Here is a 25,240-nt window from a genome sequence, read left to right on the forward strand (position 1 = left end):
CGACGTTGTCGCTAGGGATGCGTATAATACATCCTTTATTTTTCGAGTCAATACTTTGTTTTAAACTTTCTTACGATAATTTAAAACCGAAGTTTTACTTAACTCTCTGAGCCGCTAACACTTTGCTATGCTTCGGCGTTTCCCGTCTCAGTGGGGTCGCATTATAGGGGGATCCGAAAACAGATCAACCCTTTTTTTAGATCTTTTTACTGTTCGAACAAAATTAGAACAAAACCACAAAAAACCATGTTAAAACACGCTTAAATTGATGTTTTTTTACACTGCTTTTTATAATTTCATATAAATATCATTGCTAAGTTCGTTTAAGACGTTAAGATAGCAAGTTCACAATGTTAAATTAATGTTTATTTCCTGTTTATTGGTAGATCTAAAATGAAATTACCCGATCAAAAATCTTTTATCTTTTCTGTTGTTATTGCTGTAGTTGGTTTTGTTATTGTTAAGTTCGCCCTTGGAAGCTTAGAACTTGACCCTGCAATTGTATTTGCTGTTGGCTTATTAATAGGTGGGCTAGTTATTGCTGCTATGTCTTCTGACGTTTTAGAAGAGGCCGAAGTAAAAACTAAAACACTTTACGTTGGTAACCTTCCTTACCGTGCAAACGAAGGTGTTGTTCGTGCTTTGTTTGAAGAGCAAGGTAAAGTATTCAACGTTCGTCTATTAAAGGATAAAAATACAGGCAAACGTCGTGGCTTTGGTTTTGTTGAAATGGCGCAAGCTGATGCAGACAATGCTATTGCAAACTTGAACGATAGTGAGTTCCAACAACGCACTTTAAAAGTTCGTGAAGCAAAACAAAAACAAGAAGATGATTCTAATACGCTTCGAGCTCAGGCGGATCAATCAGTTTAACTAGCTTAACCGCAAGTTTATCGCTGATCACATTAGCCGTTGCATAGTATTGCAACGGCTTTTTTATGCCAGGTATATTTTGTGCTAATAAACCTGACTCAGTTAATAGATAAATAACCCTATTTGCTATTGCTGCACCAGAATCCACCAGCTGAATGCTATTTTTAAAGTACTCACTAATCTGCTTTGTAAGTATTGGAAAGTGAGTACACCCCAATACAAGCACATCTGTTTGCTTTTCAATACTCAAGCCTTCAAGTACAGCATGTAATTTATTTGTATCTAAATAGCCATTAAAGAAAAGTAATTCAGCAACGTTTACCAACTCAACACTGCTATATAAGTTAACAGTTACATTACTAGCGTGCTGTGCTATTAACTTTTTTGTATATGAGCTCGCTATTGTGGCAGGTGTTGCCAGTAAAGCAATGTGATTTGAACATGTTAATTCTGCGGCGGGCTTGATTGCTGGTACAACACCAACTATGGGTATATCTGTAATTTTGCGTACAGCACTTAATGCCGATGTGGATGCCGTGTTGCATGCTATTACAATTAAATCGACGTTTAGCTTGTTTAACTTAATGAAATGAATGAGCGAACACAAACGATTAATAATTGTTTGTTGTGTTTGAGCTCCATAAGGTAAGAAAGCATTATCCATAAAATAGCTATATTGAGCATTCGGGATACGTTGCTTTATATGATCAAGTACTGTTGTGCCACCAATCCCTGAATCAAAAACCATTATATGCGCTGACAAACGACCGTTCCTATTATTAGATTAGAACGGCAGTTTGCCATGTGATTTTTGCAAAAGAAAGTAGTTTAATGTTGAGGTTAAACTTCCTCTGCTGTTTGCTTTGTAGCGCTATTTATCTTATTAAGGTTTTCAAACATAGCTTTTGTGTAATCAACCAGTTTATCGATCTCACTTTGATCTTCATTAAGCCACTGCATAATACCTGATAATTGATTTTGAATACCTAGCTCGGTTGCTTTAGAAAAAGCCTCTCGGAGGTCATCATTAAAAGGCGCTACTTTATCTGCAATTACTTTTTCTGGAGCCGGTTTATTTTCTTCGTAACCCTTTATTGCAGCAACTGTTTTGGTTTGGCGTAAATCCATTGAAAATGCGACAAGTTGTTCATTGCCTAAACTAAGCTCTTGCGCCTCTTCAAATGCCTGCTCTAAATCGCCGCTAAAAAAGGTCTTACTTACGTTTTGTAGGTTTTCCATTAATTCATTAATTGCTTCTTGCTCTTTATCATTAAGGTCGCCGTTAACTGACATTGAAAATGAAAGTTCTCTCGATTGTGATGATTCACTTACGAATGCCTCCCCTCCCTCACCACGCTGATAACTACTAGCAGACTGAGATTTAAACGCATCGGCAAAACTTATTGTTACTTCATCACCTTCTGCGGTTGTGAAACTGTACTGAGCATTATTACTTAAACTTGCGTATTGTGCTTGAGTTACCCCCACACTAGCGGGCATTGGGTTGAACAAGTTATCTTCAAACTTATCAAGGCCATCAAAAATACCTTCTTTTGATTTGTTGATTCCCTCTTGGGTTTCATCGTTCAGAACGCCGGATTCTTTTAACTCATCAACAGCGTCATCAATACCTATTTGAACCCCCTTACGGGCATCACTTAGCATACCTTTTAATTTATCGTCATCGGCACCATCAGCTTTTGCTTTATTAACGGCGCCGGTGACAAAGTCGAGTACATTTTTAACTATTGCTTCAAAATCAAAAAGGGGCTTATCTGCTTTTTTTTCTTGAACAGGCAAACCAAGCTGCTCTGCCATTTTATCACCTAAAACTTTAGCAGCTAATTCTTTACCTCGTTGCTGATAGCTGTCTTGCGGAGACGCGATGGTAGGTTGTTGTACATCAGCTTTGTTGTTGAATTTGTTTATGTTCTGGCTTGGTACAAAGCCATAATTGCCTATTTTCATGAATCGTCTCCTGAGCGTGCGTAGTTTATTATCGGCCAGGGCATAAAAAACTAAAGTAAACCGTGCAAAAAAACATCATTTATTCTAGCCAAAACTAGACAAATGCGAACCGCTCCCTACAATAGCGCCGATAAACAGATCTTAGATAAGGTAGTAACGCGAATGGCAGTTATTAAAATAGATACCACACAGTACCAAGCGCAGTTAAGTGAAAAAGAACAGCGTATAACTTCACAGTTTCAACGTTTTGGTGTGGAGCAGCTAGAAGTATTTAGCTCGGAGCCAATTAACTACCGCCAACGTGCCGAATTTAGAGTATGGCATGATGGAGACGATCTGTTTCATATAATGTTTGATCAGCAAACTAAAGAAAAAATACGCGTTGATATGTTTGACCCTGCGGCACCGCTTGTTGGTGAAATCATGCAGGTGATGATTGAAAACCTTAAACCATGCGAGGTTTTACGCCGAAAGCTATTTCAAATAGATTACCTGTCTACACTCAGTGGTGAAATTTTAGTGAGCTTGCTTTATCACAAGCCGCTTGATGATGAATGGCTACGTGAAATTAAGTCACTAAAGGCAAAACTGAGTGAAAAATATAAAATAGATTTTATTGGCCGAGCACGTAAGCAGAAAGAAGTGCTAGGTGATGACTTTGTAACAGAGCAATTAACTGTAAATGGCCAAGAACTAATTTACCAACAAGTAGAAAATAGCTTTACGCAACCTAATGCAAAAGTAAATATAAGTATGCTTGAGTGGGCACAAGATTTATGTAAACCACTTAAAAATGATTTACTAGAGCTTTACTGCGGTAATGGTAACTTTTCTATTGCGCTAGCGGGGTCTTTTAATAAAGTACTCGCAACTGAAATATCTAAATCGTCTGTTCACTCTGCTCAATACAACATTGCCAAAAACAATGTAGACAACCTAGATATTATTCGTATGTCGAGCGAAGAGTTTACTCAAGCAATGAATGGCGAACGTACTTTTTCTCGTTTAGACGGTATTGACCTTAAAAGCTATGACTGCCAAACCATATTAGTCGACCCGCCACGCGCTGGTATGGATGAGTTAACCTGTGATTTAGTGGCTAATTACGAAAACATAATTTATATATCGTGTAATCCTGACACACTGGAACGCGATTTAGATCATTTAACGCGTTCGCATAACGTTAAGCGCTTTGCGATATTTGATCAGTTCCCTTATACACATCACATAGAGTCGGGTGTTTTCTTACAGCGTAAATAACCAACCAAAATTAAAGTGCCAGTGCTTTTATAAGTGCTGGTATTTGCTCTTCACTAAATACTTGAACTCCATTCTTTATTAATAATGCTGCAGTTAAACCTAGACCTTCGATTTTTATTCCGCGATGCTTTCCATCATATATTGTATTTCGTCCGCAAGAAGGGCTCGATTCTTTAAGTAAAGCAAAACGAACTTTATTTTTTTTACAAAGTTCTAGCGCTATATTAGCCCCAGTTTGAAATTGCTCTGTTACATATTCGCCTGAATTAGTAATTACTTTCCCCTGTATTATTTCAGCAGGAGCTCTAGGAGTAGATAGCCCACCAGCCACTTCAGGACAAAAGGATATTATTTTCTTATTACTTTGCCATACCCGTAATTGTGGATGCTGTAATGTTTGTCCTTTCCCATCATAACGAACAGGCTGCCCTAGCAAGCAACTCGATACTAATATTTTTTTCATTGCTACATCCTTATAAAGCAAAAAAGCTCCTTAAGGAGCTTTTTTGGTTTTAGCTAAACTTACTTGTTAGCTAAGTAATTAATTAATTTACTAATATCTTCAGGTGCTGTAACACCTGATTCACGGCCTAAGTTTAATTTATACTTACCGTTTACGATAAATGTGGGTACACCACGAAGAGCACCTTTTTCTTTAAAGTATTCTTGATCGCGCTTCATCTTAGAACTTAATGTACGAACCGAAAAGCTTTTAAATAACTTATCAAACTTATCGCCATCAACACCTTGCGCAACAAACACATCTTTCACGTCAGCTAATTCGTTAAATTTAGCGCGCTTAGTGTGAATATGATTAAAAATAGCTGCGATAAGTTTCTCTTTTTGAGGAAGTACTTCAGCAGTTGCAAGTGCTTGGCTCATCATTTGTTGGTTTTCTGGATTACGAACACCCACAAAGTCAACGTGACTCTTTTTAAACTTAACATTTTTATCTAGTTTAGGCTTAAATTCGCTGATCAGTGACTCGTAGTTATTACACGCCGGGCAGTAAAAAGAGAAAAACTCTTTTACTTCTGGCTTTTTAGTGGCACGTTCAGCAATAACATCGTAATGAACGCCTTCTTGGTAGTCTGCCGCAAAGCTTGTTGCTGCCATCGGTAATACTAATGCAAGTAACCCTGCTTTAAGTAGTTTAATCATTCTTATGCTCCAAAATTTATAATGCTAATAAAAACGCAATTAACTCATCAAGTTCTTGTTGGTTTTTTATGGTGTTAATATTGATTTTGTATTTATCGTTAACAATAAAAGTAGGTACACCAGTTAACGCACCTAACTTTGAATATTTGTTTTGCTTATCTTGCATTGCTTGCTCTTCGGCAATAATTGGCATGCTTGCAATCGCTTGGTCAAATGTGTCGCTATCTATTCCATTTACTTCCAATAGCTTTTTAAGGTCTTTAACTTCTGTTAAAGGCGCACCTTGAATATGGATACTTCTAAAAATTTGGTCAGCTATATTTTGTGCTTGCCCTTGTTGTTTTGCGATTAAGTAAGCAAAGCTTAAATTACTTTGTGCCTGTGGAGATACACCACGTAAAAAGTTGACGTGACTTTTAACAAAATCAGTGCCTTCAGGCAGTTTTTTTTCAATTGCTTTAGCCACTGGTTCAAATTTAAAACAGTGCGGACAATAAAATGAAAAGAACTCTGTTACCTGTGGTGTTGTGCTTTTTTCAGTTTTAATAATCGTGTATTGGTTATTTGCCTCAAACTGTGCAGCAAAGGCTGCAAAAGGTAAACATAAAAGAAGTAGGCTCAGTTTTAGTTTTTTAAGCATTAGTATCTCGTTGTACTTGTCATTAAATAATAATTTACGGCAATAACTTTAACGGCGGTTCTTGCAGTGCAGCAAGTTGTTCTTTAAGCGCTAAAATTTGTTGCTCCCAGTATTTGTCATCAGCAAACCATGAAAAGTTCCGCACAAAAGCAGGATCGCTCCACCTTTTTGCCACCCATCCCATGTAGTGAATAATACGCATTGCTCGCAGCGGTTCAATTAATTTGAGTTGAGCGTGGTCAAAATCACAAAATTCTTCATACGCTCCCACCAAAGTGTCTAACTGTAACAGTTGCGTTGGTCTGTCGCCACTGAGCATCATCCATAGATCTTGAATAGCAGGCCCTTGACGACTATCGTCTAAATCCACGAACATTAGCGCATCGCCAGCCCATAATATATTGCCTGCGTGGCAATCGCCATGTAAGCGAATACTATTTGTATCTTGATACTGCTTTTGTGTCTGCTCAATTACCAAATCTAAAATAGTATAAAAAGCAGTGCTTAATCCCATTGGCACCAAGTTACTTTTTTGAAGATGAACTTTAGCTGTATGCAAATATTCTTCACAGCTTATTGTTGGTCTGTAAGTAAAGGGTTTGGTTTTAGCTACTTGGTGCATTCGACCAATTAAACGTCCCATAACATCAAGCTGATCTAAATTATCTACTTCAAATAATCGCCCACCCACACTTGGGAATACCACAAACATATAACCCTGGTGTTCAAACAAGCTTTGTCCATTATGTAAAACAGGGGCTACAACGGGTACTTCAGCGTCAGCAAGCTCAAAAGCAAAATCGTGCTCCTCTTGAATTTGTGCTTTACTCCAACGCTCGGGACGATAAAACTTTACTACGTAACGCAGACCGTCTTCGGCTTTAAATTGATAAACTCTATTTTCATAACTGTTAAGCGCTAGTAACCCAGACTCGGGATAAATACCTATGGTTTCTATCGCATCAAGTATTAAATCTGGGGTTAAATCTATAAAGCTAAATTTGCTCATGCTCTTCTTATATAAATGAAAAGCGGGTTAAACCCGCTTTTGTTATTGCTATATTTACCGAATTAGAAAGTACGGCTATCGCGCTCTAAAAAAGTTGCTCGATTGCGAAATTGTTTCATCCGGTTCATTAACTGGCGACAATACAAAATTAAACTCTGTTATAGGCGCTTTTAAGTCATAAGGGTCCATAACGAGTGATAATGGCACATTATGCGATTGACCTGCTTGAACAGTAAATACTTGTTTACCTATGTATTTAAAGTTTTCTAGCCCTGCCACTTTAATGTTAAAGGTTTGCTCATATTGCGCCTTATTGATGACCTTTAAGGTATATGTGTTTTCAACCAAGCCATTAAAGTCGACACGATATAGCTGATTTCGATCACGAATAATATCAAAGTCCATTGGTTTACGCAGTGCAATATTTGTAACAAGCGCGCCTGTTAGCAACACTAGTATGACCGTATACCCAATAATTTTGGCTCGTAGAGGGTTGGTTTTATTTTCTGGCGTCTCAAGATTACGTTCTGTGGTATACGAAATTAACCCTCGCGGGTACTCCATTTTATCCATTACGCCGTCACATGCATCAATACACGCACCACAATTTATACACTCAGCCTGCAAACCGTTTCTTATATCAATGCCTGTTGGGCAGACTTGTACACATAGGTTACAGTCAATACAGTCACCTATTTCTAAATCTACGTGGGCAACCTTACGTGAGCGAGGGCCCCGGCTTTCACCTCGGCTTTCATCATAGGTTACTGTGTAGGTATCTTTGTCAAACATTGCCGACTGAAAACGTGAGTAGGGACAGATATGCAAACACATAATTTCACGCATCCAGCCTGCGTTGCCATATGTACACACAGCAAATACTAAAATGCTCACTAGTGCATAACCGCCAACATTAAAGGTTATAAAATCAGGGAGTAGCTCTCTTATCGGTGTGAAGTAACCAACAAACGAAATAGAAGTATACAAAGAAAACAACACCCAGCTGGAATGCTTAGCTGTTTTTCGCCAGAACTTGTCAAAGTCCATAGGCCGTTGATCGAGCTTTTTACGTTGATTTGCTGTGCCTTCAAGTTTTTCTTCAAACCAGATGAAAATGAAGGTCCATACCGTTTGAGGACAGGTATATCCGCACCAGACTCGTCCATAAAATGTAGTTACCAAAAACAGCGCAAAAGCCGCCAGCATGAATATAAATGCCAGTATGGTGAAGTCTTGAGGCCATAAAGTAAGACCAAAAATATTGTATTTTTGTGCTATTAAATCAAATAGCACGGCTTGCTGACCGTTAAAGTTTATCCATGGCAAAACCATAAATGCGAGCATGCCTAAAAAACCAATGCGCTGTCTTAGTAATTGGTGAAGACCTTTTACGGCTCTCACATAAATGCGGTTACGGGGGTTAAATCTATCATCTTGACGGCTTAAATCCGGCTTTTGAATTTTTACCTCAACAGGAATGTTTTTTACTTTAATCTGTTTGTCCATCGAAGTTCCTCAACACCGCTTGGAAAATAAAAGCTGAGCACTAATCAAATGCTCTATACTCGTAGTGTAGCAAGTAACTTGCTAAGTAAGACTTGTTTAATGAATCATAAATTAAATACTTTCAGATATTTCAGAAATATCTAACTTTTGTTAGTTATTATACCAATATTGGCTAAAATTACTGGTATAGATTACAACTAATTTATTCATCTCAGTTACTTGCTTTTAAAAGGCAGTTTATTACACTGCTTGATAATTCAACCCTATTTAGATCAAGGTTTACGTATCCATGAAGAAGTTTATTATTTTGATAATTGTGATCCTTGCGTTTTTTACCATTGATCATCCACTTGTAAAAGAACCACGCGAAAAGCTATTAGGCGAAGGTATTGGCTTTTTAAGTGATGCAAGTAAAGTAAATAGAAGCCCTGCTGCTAATTTAGCAAAAAACAGAATTAGTCATGAGCTAACACTTTCAAGCTCAGAAAAAGAATACGTAGAAAAAACATTCACCACTGATGACGCAGTTCAGCTATTTAATTTGCGCTACTGTCGTGAACGCGACTTAAACCTTTACTTCTACGCTGAGCGCTTAAATAAAGTGTGTAAAATAGTATCTGAATCACTCGAGCAAAAACGGGCTAAATAATGGACTTTTCTAATTTAAACAAAAAAACCAGTGATTCGTTTCACAAGCAACGTAATATGCTTAAACAGTTAGCACAAGGTAAAACGCTAAAATGCGAAAAATGTAATACGGTACTCACACTCGATTTAGCCACCAGCGAAGTGGGAAAAGGCGTAGTGAAGTGCAAGCAAGGCTGCACGGATATTATTTTAGATCTTGGCGCTTGATATTAATTAAAGCGCCATTATTAAAAAGTTTAACGCTAACTACCCGTCCCAGCCATCATCGTTATACAAACCACTATTGAGCGCCACTATTTCTACTAGCTCTGCAAAACCAAGTGCAAAATCCCCCATAAGGTCATATTGTTGCTCACACAACTGCAATGTATTCATTGAATTTTGTGATGCTATTTGAGAGATAAGCTGTGTATCTAATGCAAAAAAGCTGAGGGTTGCTTGTGCGGTTTCTAAGGCCTCTTTGTACTGTGCATCTAACTTCGTTGCTGCTAATAGCTTTTGCGTGTAAGCATTACTTGCTGTTAAAAAGCCTTGGCTCCACTGCGAGCAAAATGCACTGTCGTACTGTGGTGGCAGTTTATACCCTACTTCAAACACCTGTTCACTTATTTGATGGTAAAACGCCATAAATAAAAATAGCGTTTCTTCATCTAATTCGTTTGCTGAATTATTGAGTATCACATCAACCCATTCGTGCACATCAAGAGGGTCGGGTGAACATATAACGCCAAACAAATAACCTTGGCTTTGTTCAAAGGTCATGGCTTGAGGTTGGGTATTTAGAAATGTGCTGAGCTGCTTAGCATGCAGCTCAGTGAATTGCGGTAGTTGCATTAAAACTCTTTATATCAAAACATTAAAAATTGAGCGGGTAACGACCTTGGCTATCTGGTCGGCCTAAAAACTTAACCGCATCGTGAACATCTTTTGGTAAGCTAGCATCTGGTTTTACATACCCTGCTACGCTAAAGTCAAAGTTAGCTTTAAGAGTGGCATCGGCTTCAAGCCCGAGGGTGTTATCAGGGTCGATTAATATTGCCACATCACCCGACTTACAGCTTAACTTGCCAGCCAGAGGTCCTATATTAAACCAACCATTTAAGCCTTGCACGTCGATATTTGGGCTCGCTATTTCACCCTTTAATGACTCACAGTAAGGAGCACCTGAGGTGTATTCATCTAGCTCAAGTATTACACGCCCCTTTGCTGTAACAGGTAATGGTAACTGAACTCGTTGCATAGCTCGCTCTACCGTTGAGCGAACTAAACCATCTGTTACTTTTAAAGTATGATTAAACAATCCATAACTGACGGTTGCATATCCCGATATATCGGTGCGTTCGCGAGCATTTCCAAACTTTATATTAGTATTTAAATTGCCAGAAAATAATGCCCAACCGGCGATATCCCAGCGCACATTGTTTAACTGCTCGCCATCAAAACGAACTTGCATTAATTGGCCTTGCCATACAGTGCCTACAGCCTGCCCTACTTCTAACTGCTTAGGGAAATGGGGTTTTGCTAAATCAAGCGCGATAGCAGCGGGTAATTTAATAATACAAAACACAATAAAACTAATTAAAAAGACAGCCGATAATATAATTATTCTTTTCATTTATTAATTCTCTAATACCAAACGGCTTACTCTTACATAACCCGATTTATCGTCGCGACTTAAATCTAAGTTTTCGATTTTTAAACCATGTTGATTCACTAATTCATCGAGCCATTCTACTAGTTTATTAAACTCTACTGAGTCGAGCGTTAAACGCAGCGAACCATCACTAGGCTGCATTTTACTAATATTGATTTGATAACGGCTTCGGGTAGAGTTAACCACTTGGCTTAGATTTTGACTACTCGCAACACGCGTATTACCCGCTGCTTTTAGCTTTACTATGCTTTCGTCAACCCACACGAGCAAAGCCTGTTGCTTAATTTTCGATTGTTCCGCTTTTGTTATGGCGTTATTTAACGGCCTGAATATCCCCATCACAAGAATAAAAATAACAAATATACCACCAGCAACCATAATAAGTTGCTGCTCTTGTTCTTTTAAAGAACGCCAGTATTTTATCGCTTGTGCTTTCATGCAGCACCTCGCAATTTAATCTCACCTACCACAAAATCACCATCGTTATTTAAAGACCCTTGCTCTACCGTTAAGCCTTGCTTTTCGAGTATGGTTTTTACTTTACCAAAGGTTTGAAAGTCTTTAGCACGCGCGCGAATACGTAATTCGTTTCTTCGTTTGTCGTAACGTAACGTTTCTGGTGTGAACTCATTCACTTGTGAAAATACATCAACCAAATTAGTCGTCAGCTCTAAAAAACCGGATTCATCAGAGCCTTCTATCCTATCTAATGCGCCTTTAATCTGATTTTTTATCAAATTAGGATGCACTTTAGATCCGGGGAATGCTGCCTGGTATCGCTCAACTACTTGGTTTTTTACTATATCGACTTGAGAATTAAGCTGTTGCAACTCAATTGCCTTTATAACTAAAGTAGAGCCCAATGCGACGGCTGTAAAAATTGCAGCGCCTTTCCAGTAACCCCACCAGAGCGCGCTCTTCTTTTTAAGCTGGTAAACACCTTGGCGAAGGTTGAATTTAACGTTATTTAATTGCTTAGCAAATAAAGCTAACGGGAGATCGTACTGACTTGTTTGCGCTTGTAAATTAGTCCCCTCAGGGAAGTCCTCCGCTGGGCTAAAGTGTTTAACCTCAGGGTTACCTAACGCAGTCAAGTAACCTGACAACCAGCTTAATTCAACCGCACTAATATGCCATGCCCCTTGCTTAAACAGCCACTGCTGATTGAGCTCTATAGCACTAGCCTCTCCTTCACCTACAGAGGGTAACAACAGTGCATCAGGTAATATTTTATAAACAGGCAGCTCATGTTCCACAAACAACGCGAGCCATTGCTCAAACCATTCGCGGTCAGTCATAGCAACCTGAATAGCATGCTGCTCACCAACCATAGTTGCTTCGCCTATAGCTATATACAAATCGTCTACATCGCAGGCTATATCTTCTTCAAGCATGTAAGGGAGTGCTTGCTCTAATTTGCGATTCCACTTTGTGGGTAGTGTTACCGTTTTTAATTGCACTTGATCGCTTGGCAATAAAACAACCACTTCCCTGTTGGCTGCTTTTTCACTTAATTCATTCAAATTGCCTGCGCTTGATAGCTCACCACTGGCTATTATTTCTTGTTCTTGTGGTGAATATACAAGCCAATTTAATCGTTCTTGTTGGGTTTGACCCGTACGGATCAACAATATTTCTGTCACTGTACGCCTCCAAATTTTCGCGCCAGTATCGTTACTTCGCCGTCTTTGGCGTGCAGTAAGGTGGTCATCGAAAAACGCAGATCTACAAAGTTTGCCTGCGTTTGTAATTTAAAATATTCGCTTTTAATACTAAATAAGTCTTTCACTGATTCAGTGTTTGTACCGCCTTGTTGCTGTACCTGTTCAAAAAATTCTTCTAAAGAATCAAAACCTGTTTGTGGTCTTGCGGCAATGACAGCCTCTGCAGCCGACAAACTTAAATTATCCATCAGCGCGCTTAGTAGTAAAGCCTGTTCTGGTGCTATTGTATTAATGTTAATTAAAAGCTGAGTGCTCCCCGGAATAACACACACATAAGGCAGTACTTTTTCCATTACTAGCGGGTTAAAGCCTTTTACCAAGCGAAGTTCCGATGGAGATGCAAATAAACTATTAGCAGTCATATACGGAAATTTACGAGATAAGTACTCTCCCTCTTCAGCACCTGAGCGATAGGTTATGCTATTTTCATCCAGCCAGTCGAACACGCTATCAGCCATTGCTTCTTCCGATTCATCCGCTGGTAAATCTTCTATATTTTCAAGTAAGGCAAACAGTGCTTTGTGTGCAGGGTTTGTTTTATCAGCGCTATTTGTATCGGGTTCAATCGCTATGGCGTTTAAATTTAAACATGATTGCAAGTCAGTAATTGAACCACTTAATGTGCCGTTATCAACTGGGTATGCTGCGTTCCCTTGTGTTGCCCATACTTGATCAAGCGTTGTTTTATCTGGGTCATCTTTCTTGCTTTGAATGAGCCCTTTAATAGCTAACTCTTCAGCACCGTAAGCATACCATTTTGCTTGTTGGTGACCTTGTAAATTAGTACTTTTTTGCACTTGCACCATTAAATTAGCACTCATTTCTACGGCTAAAATAGCAGCTAATGCAACAATAAATAACACAATAACCAGCGCTGCTCCGCGCGAAGACTGCCTACCCATTACTTCTACTTCCTTGCCCAGGAACTAAAAATACACGACGAATAGGTTCGGCCTCTATTTGTTGTAAAGTAACCGCAACCGCTTTAGGCAATGCTTTTACTTCCCATTGTTCTTGCCACTTATTGTCACTGTCTAAAAATTCAAACTTAAGCTCTTCGACGTTTTCTAATACCTGCTGTACACGTGGCTCCATATTATCAAGCTGATCAACGTACACGCGATACACACGCTCAAGATTATCATCTATGACCCTATATCCAACAGCCTGCAGCTCTGACCTAGGTAATAAATTTATTGGGTTTATCCAACCGTCTCTTACAAATGCAATGCCGTCATATTGGCTTTCAAGCACATAACGCCCTGCTAATAAATAATATTCTTGTACGTCACCAGACTCGTTTCTAACTGCACGTTTAGTCATTTGGCTAAAGTCTTGGTCCATAAGTCTAAACGTTGTTTGTAAACCATTAAGTTCCGCTATTTTTTCGTCCGATGCGTCTTTTGCTTTAGTTGTGCTATCTAGTATTTGGTGCGTAGAAATAACAACAAAAGCTAAAATCCCCAAAGCAACCATTACTTCAAGCAATGTAAATCCGCGCTGCTTCACTTACTTTTTACCTTTATTTAAATACGTTGAAAGCTCATAGACTGACTGTTCGTACTTTTCATCGATAAATACATTTATGGTTAATTTAACAAAGCTTTTATCTGCAGTGGGCACAACCTCTTGCTGCCAAAACCATTCAACACCACCCATAACCTCACTACCACGTAAGTTATTTTTACCTTGCCATTGCTCGCCTTTTACCCGTTGTTCAATAATGACATTTTCAGCAACCCAGGAGGCATATGTTTGTTCTTCAATTGTTGTTAAGTGATGAATATGCTCGCCTGTGGCTTGCATTGCTGCAATACCCGCCATTGCACAAATACTCAAAGCAACAAGTACTTCTAACAAGGTAAAGCCTTTACTTAATGTCATTACTCTGGCTCTCTTCTTAAATTTACTGGTGCTGTAAATTCACCCTCAATAAAGTAAACAGGGTCACTTTGATCTTTTAGCTCAAGAATTAACTGGAATGCGCTTACTTCGCCCGACGATAAAATAAGTACTTGAGGTATTTTAAGCTTTTTAAGTTCGAGCAAACTATCGTCTTCACCACCACTCATAAGCTCTCGCCAATTAGACTGTTCAAGTAGATTATCTTGAGCCCATGCAAGGTCTTCTAAGTTGAGGGTAAGCTTTAGGCGTGGCTCCAACTCTATGGGTTTAAATAACTCTTCTCTGTCAAAGGTTGCCCATTTTTCCCCATCAAATACCAAGTATTCTAGGGTATTTTTTTCAACGAGTAAGCCAAGCTCTACCTGATTTAAAATTGCAAATTCTGATGCCATATTAATGGTGGTATGCAACCTAAGCGCTTGAGCATCTAACTCATCTTCAGCGCCGCCGTCTAAGCTGTATACCACCATTTTTGTTGCAAAAGCGATAACCACTAATACAACTAAAATCTCGATTAAGCTAAAACCCTTTTTCTTGTGCATTAGTTGAAGACCTACGTTCATAGTAAGTCTTCAAAAAGTACATTTAGTTTAAGCTCAGTAGACTGACTCATTACTGCTTTTCTTCATCCCAGTTACCAATGTCGTCGTCGGTACCGACTTCACCGTCTGGTCCCATAGAGAAAATATCAAATTTACCAATTTCACCTGGGCTTATTAATAAGTATGTATTACCCCATGGATCTTCTGGTAATTCGCTGATAAAGCCGCCATCAGGAAAACGTTTTGGAACAGGCTCAATAGACGTTTTAGTCACTAACGCTTCAAGACCTTGCTCTGTGCTTGGATAACTTTTATTTTTAAGCTTGTATAAGCTCATCGCATCTTCAAGCTGCTGAATATCTAAATGCGCTTTATCAATAGCGGCCTCTTCTTGTTGGCCCATAATATTTGGCGCAACAATAGACATAATCATCCCGATGATAACCAGTACCACCATTACTTCTAGTAAAGAAAAACCTGATTGTTTGTTCACGTAATTACCTCATTATTCTAAAAACACTAAGCAAAAATGGTTTAGGTAAAACCATTAATATATAAAAACTATTTAAATTTAGAGCCCAACTGCTTTGTTCATTGCCATAATAGGCTGCAAAATGGCCATAACAATAAATAAAACGATAACAGCCATAGAAGCAATCATTGCAGGCTCTAATAACTTAAGCGATACGTTTACCATGCTTTCAAATTCACGGTCCTGGTTATTCGCTGCACGCTCTAGCATTTGCTCTAGCTCACCTGATTTTTCACCACTGGCGATCATATGTAGCATCATCGGCGGGAACAATTTAGTTTGCTGCAAAGCCGCTCTAAGGCTTGCACCTTCGCTTACTCTGTCAGCTGCGTCGGCTACCGACTTCTTGATTTTTTCGTTTACGAGTACATCGCCAGAAATCCGCATTCCTTCAAGTAGTGGCACAGAGCTTGAAGATAAAATACTTAACGTACGAGCAAAGCGAGCGGTATTAATACCACGAGCCACCTTACCAATACCCGGCATATGCAGCACACGGTCGTCCCACCAAAAGCGCACTTGTGGTTTTTTTAATGCGTACTTAATGCCAATCGCAATGCCGGTGATGGCTAGTAGGCTAATAAACCAGTAATTTTGTACAAAATGACTCCCAGCCATTACCCACTCGGTGGTCCAAGGTAATACTTGTTTAGTTTTTTCAAAGGTTTTTAGTATTTTAGGAACAACAGTACCTAATAAAACCGACACTATACCAATGGCAAAAATAACTAGAATAGTTGGGTAAACCATAGCCTGTGTTATTTGACTACGCATATGCTGACGCTGCTCGGTGTAATCGGCTAAGCGATTAAGTACTTGGTCAAGATGCCCTGACTTTTCACCCGCAGCCACCATTGAACGATATAAGTCGTCAAACACATGAGGAAACTCACTCATACCATCAGCAAGGGTATAGCCTTCAACAACTTTTGAACGAACCGACATTAACATACGTTTTAAACGTGGTTTTTCACACTGCTCAGCCACCGCCATAACCGCCCCTTCAACTGGTAATGCTGACTGAATTAACGTTGCTAACTGGCGTGTGATGAGCGCAAGTTCAGATGTAGAAATACTTGGTTTAAAAAGGCTACCAAATAAAGGCGCTTTCTCACCCTTTACCTGTTTATCACTCTGAGCCGCAGGCACAACCTCTAAAGGGGTTAGGCTTTTATCGCGCAGAAGCTGACGAACTTGCTTGGCGGTGTCGGCCTCTAAAATGCCTTTTTTTTCTTTGCCGCGGCCATCTAATGCCCGATATTCAAACGCAGCCATTATTAGCCTTCCTCACGGGTAACACGCAGCACTTCTTCAAGCGTGGTTTTTCCTGCAAGCACACGGCTGCAACCATCTTGGCGAATACTTGGGCTATGAGTGCGGATGTATTTTTCTACACTTTGCTCACCTTTACCGTTGTGGATCATTTCTCGTATTGTTTCATCTACAACAAGTAACTCGTGTATACCAGTACGACCTTTGTAACCATTAAAGTTACATTCTTCACAGCCTATTGCACGGTAAATCGTTGGCTTGCTGTCAAATGGTACACCTAAAAGCTGACATTCACGTTCGTCTGCCACATGCCCTTCTTTACAGCTGTTGCACAACGTACGTACTAAGCGCTGAGATAAAACACCTAATAGCGATGAAGAAAGCAAAAACGGTTCAACGCCCATGTCTTCTATTCGAGTAATAGCACCAGACGCCGTATTTGTATGCAGTGTAGACATAACTAAGTGACCAGTAAGTGATGCTTGAACCCCTATTTGTGCAGTTTCAAGATCACGTATTTCACCCACCATTACCACATCGGGATCTTGACGCAAAATAGCACGTAACCCTCTTGCAAACGTCATATCTACTTTTGTATTTACTTGCGTTTGACCAATACCTGGGATCTCGTACTCAATAGGATCTTCTACAGTCAGAATATTACGATCGCGAGAATTTATTTGGCTCATACCTGCATACAAGGTGGTACTTTTACCAGAACCCGTTGGTCCTGTTACCAAAATAATCCCGTGCGGCTTACTAATTAAGTCAGCAAACAACTCACGGTTTTTTGGAGTCATACCTAAATCTTCTAGGTTTAGGCGAGCATTGTTCTTATCAAGTAAACGTAATACTACTCGCTCACCAAAGCTCGACGGCATGGTTGATACACGCACATCTACTGCACGTCCTGCAATACGCAAGCTAATACGACCATCTTGCGGAATACGCTTTTCAGCTATATCGAGTTTTGCCATTACCTTAATACGCGATACAAGCAATGAGGCAAGTTTACGATTTGGTTTTAGTACTTCTTTTAAAACCCCATCAACCCTGAAACGAATCACAAGCTCTTGCTCGAACGTTTCAATATGAATATCTGACGCCCCCTCTTTAATGGCCTCGCTAAGCATGGCATTAATGAGTTTTATAATGGGCGCATCGTCATCACCAGCTAATAAATCTTCAGTTTGCGGGAGCTCATCAGCTAAAGAAAACAGATCAACTTCGTTGCCAATATCTTCCATCATTTGCTGCGTTTCAGAGCTATCACGTTGGTAAGATGACTCTAGTAACAATTCAAACTTGTCATCATCAAGCTGCTCTAATTTAAAGCCATGACCTGCGATTCGGCGCACTTCAAGTAATACATCTAAATCAAGCTCACCACGAAAGTACACGGTAGTTTGGCCTTGATATTCACTGAGCAAAACACCCGCACGTCGCGCGTACGAAAATGGTAAACGTTTTGCTGGTAACTCAACGAGTACGTCATCAGCTAAGGGCTCATCTGCACTATGCGTATTAGGATGAACCACGTCTTGGTTTATCTCTTGTATCGCATTAGTCATCTTTACGCTCTTGTGCATTTTGTTTACGTAAATGCTCTTCATAAGTTGGCGGAAGCACTAGCTCATCATTCCACTCTGGTAATACAGGGGTATCGGTCATTGGCATTAAATCAATACCATCTTCTTGCTGCTTAGTTTGCTCACCACGAATAAAATTATACTTGTTAAAACTTAACTTATTCATGCTCACCCCATCACGGATGATCGTTGGGCGGATAAATACAATTAAGTTACGCTTACGCCGAGTCGTGTTTGTTGACCTAAATAGGTGCCCTAAAACAGGAATATCACCTAATAATGGGACTTTAGATACACTTTCTTGAACGTCTTCGTCTATTAAGCCACCTAAAACAACCATACCGCCATCATCGGCAATAACCGTTGTCTTAATAGCGCGTTTGTTCACTGAAATATCAACCGCAGTTGCACCACTTACACTCGATACCTCTTGCTCAATGGTGAGCTGTACCGCTGAGCCATCGTTAATTTGTGGCGTTACAATAAGTTTAATACCCACTTCTTGACGCTCAACCGTTTGAAATGGGTTGCTATTGTTAGTGCCTGTTTGAGATCCGGTAATAATAGGTACTTCTTGACCCACTAAAATAGAGGCTTCTTCGTTATCCATGGTGGTAATTGAAGGCGTTGCCAAAATATTTGAGTTAGTGTCGGTTGCTACAGCCTGAATAATTGCGCCCCAGTCGTTTTTTATAACGCCCAGTGCTAAGCCATTAATACCACTAAGTAATGATGCAAGCGGCCCGTAGTCACCTTCTGTCGTTTCTGTGTAAGGTGTAACCGTGCCAGACTCTGTACCAATAATTGTTTTAGTTACTGTTTGATCTGCAGCTTGTTCTGCTGCAACAGCTAACGACCCAACAGGTACTGTTGTACCGTTATTAAACTGCAGCATGCCGCCTTGCTCTGAAATCCACTGCAAGCCTAAATTAACGCCATCACCTTCCATTACTTCAATAATAATTGCTTCAACTAATACTTGTGCACGACGAATATCTAACCGTTCAATAACTGACTCTAATGAACGCATAGTATCGGGCTGCGCTGTGATGATTAGTGAATTAGACTCTGGGTGTGCTTCAATGCTGGTTTCGTTGTTACTACGCGAACGCGTTTTAGTTGCGCTACCTTGAGCTTCCTCGGTTAACGTTTTACTTACACCCTGAAGAACCTTAACTAAGTCTTCCGATTTGGCATAGTTTAAATAAAACACCTTAGTGTTGCCTTGGCTTTCAAGCTCACCATCAAGGCGCTTAATCAATTCAATTGCACGTGTGCGGGCTTGCCCTTCACCACTTACAATTACGCTATTGGTACGGCCGTCGGCTACGACTTTAGGAATCAAAAATTCTGGTACGCTTCCTTTGCCACTATCTTTATAAATATTCTCTACCACAGAGACAACATCATCAGCCGTTGCGTATTTAAGCTTTACAATATCAACACGCTTATCACCGGCTTGGTCAACTGAGCGAATAATTTCCACTAAGCGGTTTACTGATGCAGCATGGCCAGTCAACATCATTACGTTTGCAGCATTAAAGTTAGCAACATGGCCACCATCTTTTTGATCGCTAAATTGACGAACTAATGGTCCTAGTTCTTGCACGCTTACATTTTTTACGCGCACCACGCGGGTAATCATCATATCGCCCGATGCAGAACTGTTTTCGGTAATTAGTGGCACATTCGATTTTTTAGCATCAGAACTTTTTTCTACCTTAATGATGCCATTATCCATTTCAACAGCTGAATAGCCGTAAACTTCTAATACATTTAAAAAGAATTGATAGTAAAGATCTTCATCCATTAACTCATAGCTACGTACATTCACTTTGCCACGTACGTTGGGATCTATAATCACCGTTTTATTAAGGTTTTTACCAACAATATTAATAAACTCGTTGATATCAGTTCCCTTAAAGTTTGCTGCATATTCAACTGCAGAAACAGACAAAGATATACTTGCCGCCAAAAAAAGTGCTGCGTACTTAGCTAACCCTTTTTTAATTTTTGTGAGGTGTAGCACCTGAACCATTATGTTAAAACTCCAAAGCTAAGTTATTGCAGGCTAAATTGCACATCTATTTGCTCACCATCACGCTCAATAGTGATAGTAGCATCGGTGCTATTGCGCAGCTCGTTTATGGCTGACATGGCCTGTTTTAAATCTGTTAGTTGATAGCCGTTAATAGAAACAGCTAAATCGTTATTTTTTAATCCCATTTGCTTAAATAGTGCGGGTTCTTTTCCCGGACTTAAGCGGTAACCAATTAGCTCACCTTCACTCATTGCTTGAGATACACGTATGTAATCAAAAAGCTTACCGGGTTCTTCTAATAATTCTTCACGTGTTTCTATAATGGCTTCTTTTACTTCTGGGTCTGCAGTCGCATTTATTTGTTCTTCACTATCATCTAATCGTTGCGGCCCCACTTCTTGCTCATCTTTTGCAGCGAGCACCGGCATAGAGACTGTTTTGGTGAAATCGAGTCCATCAAGCATTAGCGTTTCAAACCGAGCATTTACACTTAAAATGACACGGTCAGGAAGTATTTGCGCTACTTTTGCACGGGTCCCAGATACAACTTCATCGACAAGGTAGCTAACCTGCTTGCCCTGCGACTCAATAATTGCAACGCCTGCTTTATCATCATTACTTACAGCTACTATTCCTGTTAAGTTAATACTTAAACGTGTTTCAGGGGCGTCATTAATAATTTGTGATTGTTTTGCAGTATTAGCGCTGTTTGTTACCGTTTTTTTACCAAACAAAAACTGCTCAACAATACGTTGTGCCGAATTATTACTTGTTCCCGATGACTGTGTGGCAAACTGAGTAGGACTAAGTAAAGATACCTGAGGTTGAGGCCATAAAAGCCAAACCAATTTTGATAATAAAAATGCAAGGTAAACAACAACTAATAGCGTGACTAACGCACTTAATTTAGCATGCGGTAATCGAGTTAAAATGTGTTTTAGCTGTTGGATTTGCTGTTCCATAAATAGTGTTCTTTTTTTAATTTACTGCGTAAGCGCGACCCCATAGTACCCTTTCATTTTTCATTCAACAAGCACACTAATATTAAACTTTGTAAACAGAATGAATAACTTCTATTTACTTGAACAAAAAACAAACGCCCACTGTAATACCTTCATCCTAGATAGATTTCGTGGTAAATTTTAGATAACAAATTACTGCAGGTACAAATACGTTATGAGCAAAAAAAGCAATCGTAATAAAGACTCTGACCTCATAGATAACCTAAAAGTTCGATTAGATAAGTGGTTATGGGCAGCACGCTTTTATAAAACACGTGCGATAGCAAGGGAAATGGTACAAGGCGGTAAAGTGCATTATAATGGACAGCGAACAAAGGCGAGTAAAATAGTCGAGGTTGGTGCGGTAGTGAAACTCGCTCAAGGCGTAGATGAAAAAATCGTAACCATAACTAAGGTGCTTGAAAAACGACAAAGCGCCCCCATTGCTCAGACCTTGTACCAAGAATCTGATGCTAGTATCGCCAAACGCGAAGAAAACAGCATCGCACGTAAAAATAATAGCTTTTTTGCTCCTCATCCGGATAAAAAACCCGATAAAAAGCAAAGACGCGAACTTTTAAAAATGAAATCAAGTTAGGTATAGCCGCTCATGCAACAAGATTTACTTCACCGTTATTTATTCAACGAACTAGATGTTCGTGGCGAACTCGTTCAAATTGAGAGTGCCTACAATGAAATGATTGCAAACCATAATTACCCAGCACCTGTAAAAGCATTACTAGGTGAGCTATTGGTCGCTACTTGCTTACTTACAGCTACATTAAAATTTGAAGGTGAAATAGCCGTGCAACTGCAAGGTGACGGACCCGTTAAATATGCAGTAATAAATGGTGATGATAAGCAAAATATGCGTGGTATTGCTCGTCTACAAAATGAAGTGACAGGCAGTACTGTCAAAGAACTAATCGGTAATGGCTATATGGTTATTACTATTACGCCAGATAAAGGTGAGCGCTACCAAGGTATAGTCCCTCTAGAGCATGACACTCTAAGTGAGTGTATTGAAAGTTACTTTGAGCAATCAGAGCAGTTAAAAACTCGTTTATGGTTTGCAACCAATACAACCGAAGGCAGTGCAAAGGCATGTGGTTTATTTTTACAGGTACTACCTGTTGATAAACAGAAGTCAATTGAAGACTTCACCCACCTAGAAGCACTCAGCAATACGATTAAAGATGAAGAGTTATTAAATCTTGATGCAAATACAATCTTAACTCGTTTGTACCATGAAGATAATCCACGTGTTTTTGAACCACAAAGCATACGTTTCAAATGTGGCTGTAGTCGCGACAAAACAATCACCGCATTAGTTAATGTAGGACAACAAGAACTACTCGATGATGTAGCAGAAAACGGCAGTGTTAATATCAACTGTCATTACTGCTTAAAAGAATATACGTTTAATGAGCAAGACATTAAGAGTATTTTCAACTAAAAACACCATCTCAGCTCATCTTCCTATATAAAGCCGCAAAATATGCGGTTTTATATTATAAAAAGATGATACCGGTGTCATAAAAATTGACATTTAATGACACCGGTATCATTGAAATTATTCATGTTTTTTTGCAAATATATATGTTTTTAAGGGCTTTACAGGCTCGAATATCTGAAAACCTTCTGTTACTATCATTACAGCTGAAGGGCACTATTTACCCAGAGCTATCCCGTTCAAACTCTCATACATAGTTAGGTATAAACATGATTACAAGCGCTACACGTTTTGTCGATTTAACCGCAGCTGAACTTGTCGAGCATGCGATCCGCCGTGGCGAAGGAACTTTAGCCGCAAATGGTGCTTTCGTAGCCATTACAGGAAAACGAACAGGCCGTTCACCTCGAGATCGTTTTATTGTACAAGAAGCTACAACACAAAATGAAATTCAATGGGGCAATGTAAACCGTCCTTTCGATGCTGACAAATTTGATGCTTTATGGGCACGCGTAGAAGCACATGTGCAAAGTAATGACAACTTCACCTCTCACCTAGAAGTTGGCGCTGACCCAGAGCATTATTTACCTGTAGTTGTCACAACAGAAACTGCATGGCATCACATTTTTGCCAAAAACATGTTTATTGAACCTAAAAACTATAACGCTTCAAACTTACCACAATGGCAAGTGATGAACGTACCATCGTTTGTATGTGAACCAGAACGTGATGGCACTAACAGCGATGGCACCGTAATTATTAACTTTGCACAACGTAAAGTATTACTGGCGGGAATGCGCTACGCCGGTGAAATGAAAAAATCGATGTTCTCAGTTCAAAACTTCTTATTACCAGCTAAGGGTGTATTACCAATGCACTGTTCGGCTAACGTTGGTGAAGCTGGCGACACAGCATTATTCTTCGGTTTATCTGGCACTGGTAAAACAACGTTATCAGCTGACCCAACTCGCTTCCTAATCGGCGATGACGAACATGGCTGGGCACCTGGTAGTGTATTTAACATCGAAGGCGGCTGTTACGCAAAATGTATCGACCTTTCACAAAAGAATGAGCCTGTTATTTGGGATGCAATCCGCTTTGGCACTATCTTAGAAAATGTTGTGCTTGATGATAGAGGTGTGCCAGATTTTAACGATACAAGTCTGACCCAAAATAGCAGAGCTGCGTATCCATTAGAACATGTTGAAAAGCGTAAAGTAGAAAACCGCGCAGGTGAGCCTAAAGCTGTTGTATTCTTAACATGTGATGTGAGTGGCGTATTACCTCCTGTATCTGTACTGAGTGAAGAAGCCGCTGCGTACCACTTCCTAAGCGGATATACTGCTAAAGTAGGTTCAACCGAAATTGGTTCAACAAGCGATATAGAATCTACATTCTCAACCTGTTTTGGCGCACCGTTCTTCCCACGTCCTGCAGGTGTTTATGCTGAGCTTCTAATGAAACGTGTACGTGAGTTTGGCGCTAAAGTTTACCTAGTGAATACTGGCTGGACTGGCGGTCCTTACGGTATCGGCAAGCGTTTTGATATACCAACTACACGTGCTGTAATTGACGCTATAGTGTCAGGTAAATTAGCCGGTGTTGAAACTCAACATATTGATGCATTGAACTTAAACGTACCAGTTGCAGTACCAGGTGTTGATAGCAACCTTCTTAACCCTATTAACACGTGGGAAGATAAGGCTAAATATAATGAATATGCAGCTAAATTGGCTGCTGACTTTACAGAAAACTTTGCTAAATACGACGTATCTGACGATATTAAAAATGCAGGCCCTAAAGCTTAAAAATAACCTTTAGCCTCATAATTAAAACGCCAACCTTGAGTTGGCGTTTTTGATTCTAATTTTTACCCCAGCAACTAAGTTTCTTTAATAAATAACCGAATACATAAGATAGAACACTCCAACACCACAAGCCAAACTGTTAAAGGTTTACAGTCATATAAAAGTCTACTCTTTCGAGTCGGACTTTCTTTCATTTAGAGTAGGATAACGGCTTTATAGCAGTGGCGCTGTCCCCTGCGCTAAAGAGCCAAAGAGCTAATTCTGCGTCATCATCTGGTAATGTACTAGATAACTAAAACACTCTTCACAAAGAGACGCTTTGCTCAGGAGACGCTTCGCTTTAGAGAAGGAAATGTTGAATGTCACTTTTCTGCAGACGTAAAAAAGCCCGACTATTTCTAGTCGGGCTTTCTACAATTTGAAGTCGGTGCGCTACGCAGTAGAATGTCATAGTGCCCACAGCGGTGAAGAGTCACAGTGAAATGTTACCTACCATAGGCCAGTGTATTAAATAGCCAAAACACTCTTAACAAAGAGGCGCTTCGCTTTAGAGAAGAGAATACTGAAGATTACTTTCCTGCAGACGTAAAAAAGCCGCTTCATCTCTGAAGCGGCTTTCTACAATTTGAAGCCTGGTAATGTCCTACTTTCACA

The 25,240-nt window shown here is 39.7% G+C and carries 27 protein-coding genes; 7 read left to right on the top strand and 20 right to left on the bottom strand.

The genetic code is table 11. The annotated features are described in order from the left end of the window. The first annotated feature begins 393 nt into the window (after positions 1-393). Positions 394-873: an RNA recognition motif domain-containing protein gene (locus tag R0J88_RS18095; RefSeq protein WP_010558141.1), complete on the top strand. Its 480-nt coding sequence runs from the start codon at positions 394-396 to the stop codon at positions 871-873. Here the strand turns inward: R0J88_RS18095 and murI are convergent. Together murI and R0J88_RS18105 are read right to left on the bottom strand one after the other, a co-directional pair. Continuing rightward, positions 836-1,636, bottom strand: coding sequence for a glutamate racemase (gene murI / locus R0J88_RS18100; RefSeq protein WP_410900629.1), 801 nt, complete (start codon positions 1,634-1,636; stop codon positions 836-838). The two genes, R0J88_RS18095 and murI, sit on opposite strands and share 38 nt — an antisense overlap. Positions 1,637-1,713: 77 nt before the next feature. Beyond that, entirely contained in the window at positions 1,714-2,841 is a 1,128-nt protein-coding gene (locus R0J88_RS18105; protein ID WP_375277854.1) for a DUF5610 domain-containing protein, read from the bottom strand. Between the two features lie 162 nt (positions 2,842-3,003). On the opposite strand from R0J88_RS18105, the gene trmA reads away from it, so the two are divergent. Further along, on the top strand, positions 3,004-4,101 hold the full coding sequence (trmA, locus tag R0J88_RS18110; RefSeq protein WP_410900630.1) for a tRNA (uridine(54)-C5)-methyltransferase TrmA: 1,098 nt from the start codon (positions 3,004-3,006) through the stop codon (positions 4,099-4,101). 10 nt (positions 4,102-4,111) lie between these two features. On the opposite strand, the gene R0J88_RS18115 is transcribed toward trmA, so the two are convergent. The 5 genes from R0J88_RS18115 to ccoG form a co-directional block, all read right to left on the bottom strand. Continuing rightward, positions 4,112-4,564 (bottom strand): DUF523 domain-containing protein, encoded by a 453-nt coding sequence (locus tag R0J88_RS18115; protein ID WP_410900631.1) that lies wholly within the window; start codon positions 4,562-4,564, stop codon positions 4,112-4,114. A 59-nt stretch (positions 4,565-4,623) separates the two neighbouring features. Further along, positions 4,624-5,262, bottom strand: a complete 639-nt coding sequence (locus tag R0J88_RS18120; protein WP_006794648.1) for a thiol:disulfide interchange protein DsbA/DsbL — start codon at positions 5,260-5,262, stop codon at positions 4,624-4,626. Positions 5,263-5,278: 16 nt separating this feature from the next. Beyond that, a complete protein-coding gene (locus R0J88_RS18125; RefSeq protein ID WP_058430365.1) occupies positions 5,279-5,902 on the bottom strand; it encodes a thiol:disulfide interchange protein DsbA/DsbL in 624 nt (207 codons plus the stop codon). A 34-nt stretch (positions 5,903-5,936) separates the two neighbouring features. Then, positions 5,937-6,911, bottom strand: a complete 975-nt coding sequence (locus R0J88_RS18130; RefSeq protein WP_006794646.1) for a serine/threonine protein kinase — start codon at positions 6,909-6,911, stop codon at positions 5,937-5,939. A 75-nt stretch (positions 6,912-6,986) separates the two neighbouring features. Then, the gene (gene ccoG / locus R0J88_RS18135) at positions 6,987-8,417 is read right to left on the bottom strand and encodes a cytochrome c oxidase accessory protein CcoG (RefSeq protein ID WP_410900632.1); all 1,431 of its coding nucleotides are present in this window, start codon (positions 8,415-8,417) and stop codon (positions 6,987-6,989) included. Between the two features lie 289 nt (positions 8,418-8,706). Here ccoG and R0J88_RS18140 point away from each other — a divergent pair, with 289 nt between their 5' ends. Then, entirely contained in the window at positions 8,707-9,066 is a 360-nt protein-coding gene (locus R0J88_RS18140; RefSeq protein WP_008129647.1) for a hypothetical protein, read from the top strand. Further along, positions 9,066-9,272, top strand: coding sequence for a hypothetical protein (locus R0J88_RS18145; protein WP_006794643.1), 207 nt, complete (start codon positions 9,066-9,068; stop codon positions 9,270-9,272). The genes R0J88_RS18140 and R0J88_RS18145 overlap by 1 nt, the downstream gene beginning before the upstream one ends. A gap of 39 nt (positions 9,273-9,311) precedes the next feature. On the opposite strand, the gene R0J88_RS18150 is transcribed toward R0J88_RS18145, so the two are convergent. The 13 genes from R0J88_RS18150 to gspC form a co-directional block, all read right to left on the bottom strand. After that, the gene (locus tag R0J88_RS18150; RefSeq protein WP_410900633.1) at positions 9,312-9,899 is read right to left on the bottom strand and encodes a UPF0149 family protein; all 588 of its coding nucleotides are present in this window, start codon (positions 9,897-9,899) and stop codon (positions 9,312-9,314) included. A gap of 22 nt (positions 9,900-9,921) precedes the next feature. Then, a complete protein-coding gene (locus R0J88_RS18155) occupies positions 9,922-10,680 on the bottom strand; it encodes a type II secretion system protein N (RefSeq protein ID WP_410900634.1) in 759 nt (252 codons plus the stop codon). A gap of 3 nt (positions 10,681-10,683) precedes the next feature. Next, positions 10,684-11,157, bottom strand: a complete 474-nt coding sequence (gspM, locus tag R0J88_RS18160) for a type II secretion system protein GspM (RefSeq protein WP_010558132.1) — start codon at positions 11,155-11,157, stop codon at positions 10,684-10,686. Continuing rightward, positions 11,154-12,362 (bottom strand): type II secretion system protein GspL, encoded by a 1,209-nt coding sequence (gene gspL / locus R0J88_RS18165; RefSeq protein WP_006794639.1) that lies wholly within the window; start codon positions 12,360-12,362, stop codon positions 11,154-11,156. The genes gspM and gspL overlap by 4 nt, the downstream gene beginning before the upstream one ends. Further along, the gene (gene gspK, locus R0J88_RS18170; protein ID WP_006794638.1) at positions 12,359-13,345 is read right to left on the bottom strand and encodes a type II secretion system minor pseudopilin GspK; all 987 of its coding nucleotides are present in this window, start codon (positions 13,343-13,345) and stop codon (positions 12,359-12,361) included. Before gspK ends, gspL begins: the two co-directional genes overlap by 4 nt. Next, positions 13,338-13,952, bottom strand: a complete 615-nt coding sequence (gspJ, locus tag R0J88_RS18175; protein WP_006794637.1) for a type II secretion system minor pseudopilin GspJ — start codon at positions 13,950-13,952, stop codon at positions 13,338-13,340. Before gspJ ends, gspK begins: the two co-directional genes overlap by 8 nt. Beyond that, positions 13,953-14,327 (bottom strand): type II secretion system minor pseudopilin GspI, encoded by a 375-nt coding sequence (gene gspI / locus R0J88_RS18180; RefSeq protein ID WP_006794636.1) that lies wholly within the window; start codon positions 14,325-14,327, stop codon positions 13,953-13,955. It abuts the gene before it with no gap. Next, entirely contained in the window at positions 14,327-14,890 is a 564-nt protein-coding gene (locus R0J88_RS18185; RefSeq protein ID WP_410900635.1) for a prepilin-type N-terminal cleavage/methylation domain-containing protein, read from the bottom strand. Before R0J88_RS18185 ends, gspI begins: the two co-directional genes overlap by 1 nt. Positions 14,891-14,960: 70 nt before the next feature. Next, positions 14,961-15,383, bottom strand: coding sequence for a type II secretion system major pseudopilin GspG (gene gspG, locus R0J88_RS18190; RefSeq protein WP_006794634.1), 423 nt, complete (start codon positions 15,381-15,383; stop codon positions 14,961-14,963). Positions 15,384-15,461: 78 nt separating this feature from the next. Next, positions 15,462-16,697 (bottom strand): type II secretion system inner membrane protein GspF, encoded by a 1,236-nt coding sequence (gspF, locus tag R0J88_RS18195; protein ID WP_006794633.1) that lies wholly within the window; start codon positions 16,695-16,697, stop codon positions 15,462-15,464. 2 nt (positions 16,698-16,699) lie between these two features. Then, the gene (gene gspE / locus R0J88_RS18200; RefSeq protein ID WP_410900636.1) at positions 16,700-18,265 is read right to left on the bottom strand and encodes a type II secretion system ATPase GspE; all 1,566 of its coding nucleotides are present in this window, start codon (positions 18,263-18,265) and stop codon (positions 16,700-16,702) included. Continuing rightward, positions 18,258-20,321, bottom strand: a complete 2,064-nt coding sequence (gene gspD, locus R0J88_RS18205; protein ID WP_010558130.1) for a type II secretion system secretin GspD — start codon at positions 20,319-20,321, stop codon at positions 18,258-18,260. Before gspD ends, gspE begins: the two co-directional genes overlap by 8 nt. Before the next feature lie 23 nt (positions 20,322-20,344). Beyond that, positions 20,345-21,286 carry a type II secretion system protein GspC gene (gene gspC, locus R0J88_RS18210; protein ID WP_410900637.1) on the bottom strand — a complete coding sequence of 314 codons (942 nt, stop codon included), beginning with the start codon at positions 21,284-21,286 and terminating at the stop codon, positions 20,345-20,347. A 214-nt stretch (positions 21,287-21,500) separates the two neighbouring features. On the opposite strand from gspC, the gene hslR reads away from it, so the two are divergent. From hslR to R0J88_RS18225, 3 genes are all read left to right on the top strand, one after another. Next, positions 21,501-21,923, top strand: a complete 423-nt coding sequence (gene hslR / locus R0J88_RS18215; RefSeq protein ID WP_410900638.1) for a ribosome-associated heat shock protein Hsp15 — start codon at positions 21,501-21,503, stop codon at positions 21,921-21,923. 12 nt (positions 21,924-21,935) lie between these two features. Then, positions 21,936-22,781: an Hsp33 family molecular chaperone HslO gene (hslO, locus tag R0J88_RS18220; RefSeq protein WP_243532413.1), complete on the top strand. Its 846-nt coding sequence runs from the start codon at positions 21,936-21,938 to the stop codon at positions 22,779-22,781. A 266-nt stretch (positions 22,782-23,047) separates the two neighbouring features. Continuing rightward, positions 23,048-24,586: a phosphoenolpyruvate carboxykinase gene (locus tag R0J88_RS18225; protein WP_410900639.1), complete on the top strand. Its 1,539-nt coding sequence runs from the start codon at positions 23,048-23,050 to the stop codon at positions 24,584-24,586. The last annotated feature ends 654 nt before the right edge of the window (positions 24,587-25,240 follow it).

This window comes from Pseudoalteromonas sp. SIMBA_162, assembly GCF_046535955.1.
GTDB lineage: Bacteria > Pseudomonadota > Gammaproteobacteria > Enterobacterales > Alteromonadaceae > Pseudoalteromonas > Pseudoalteromonas marina.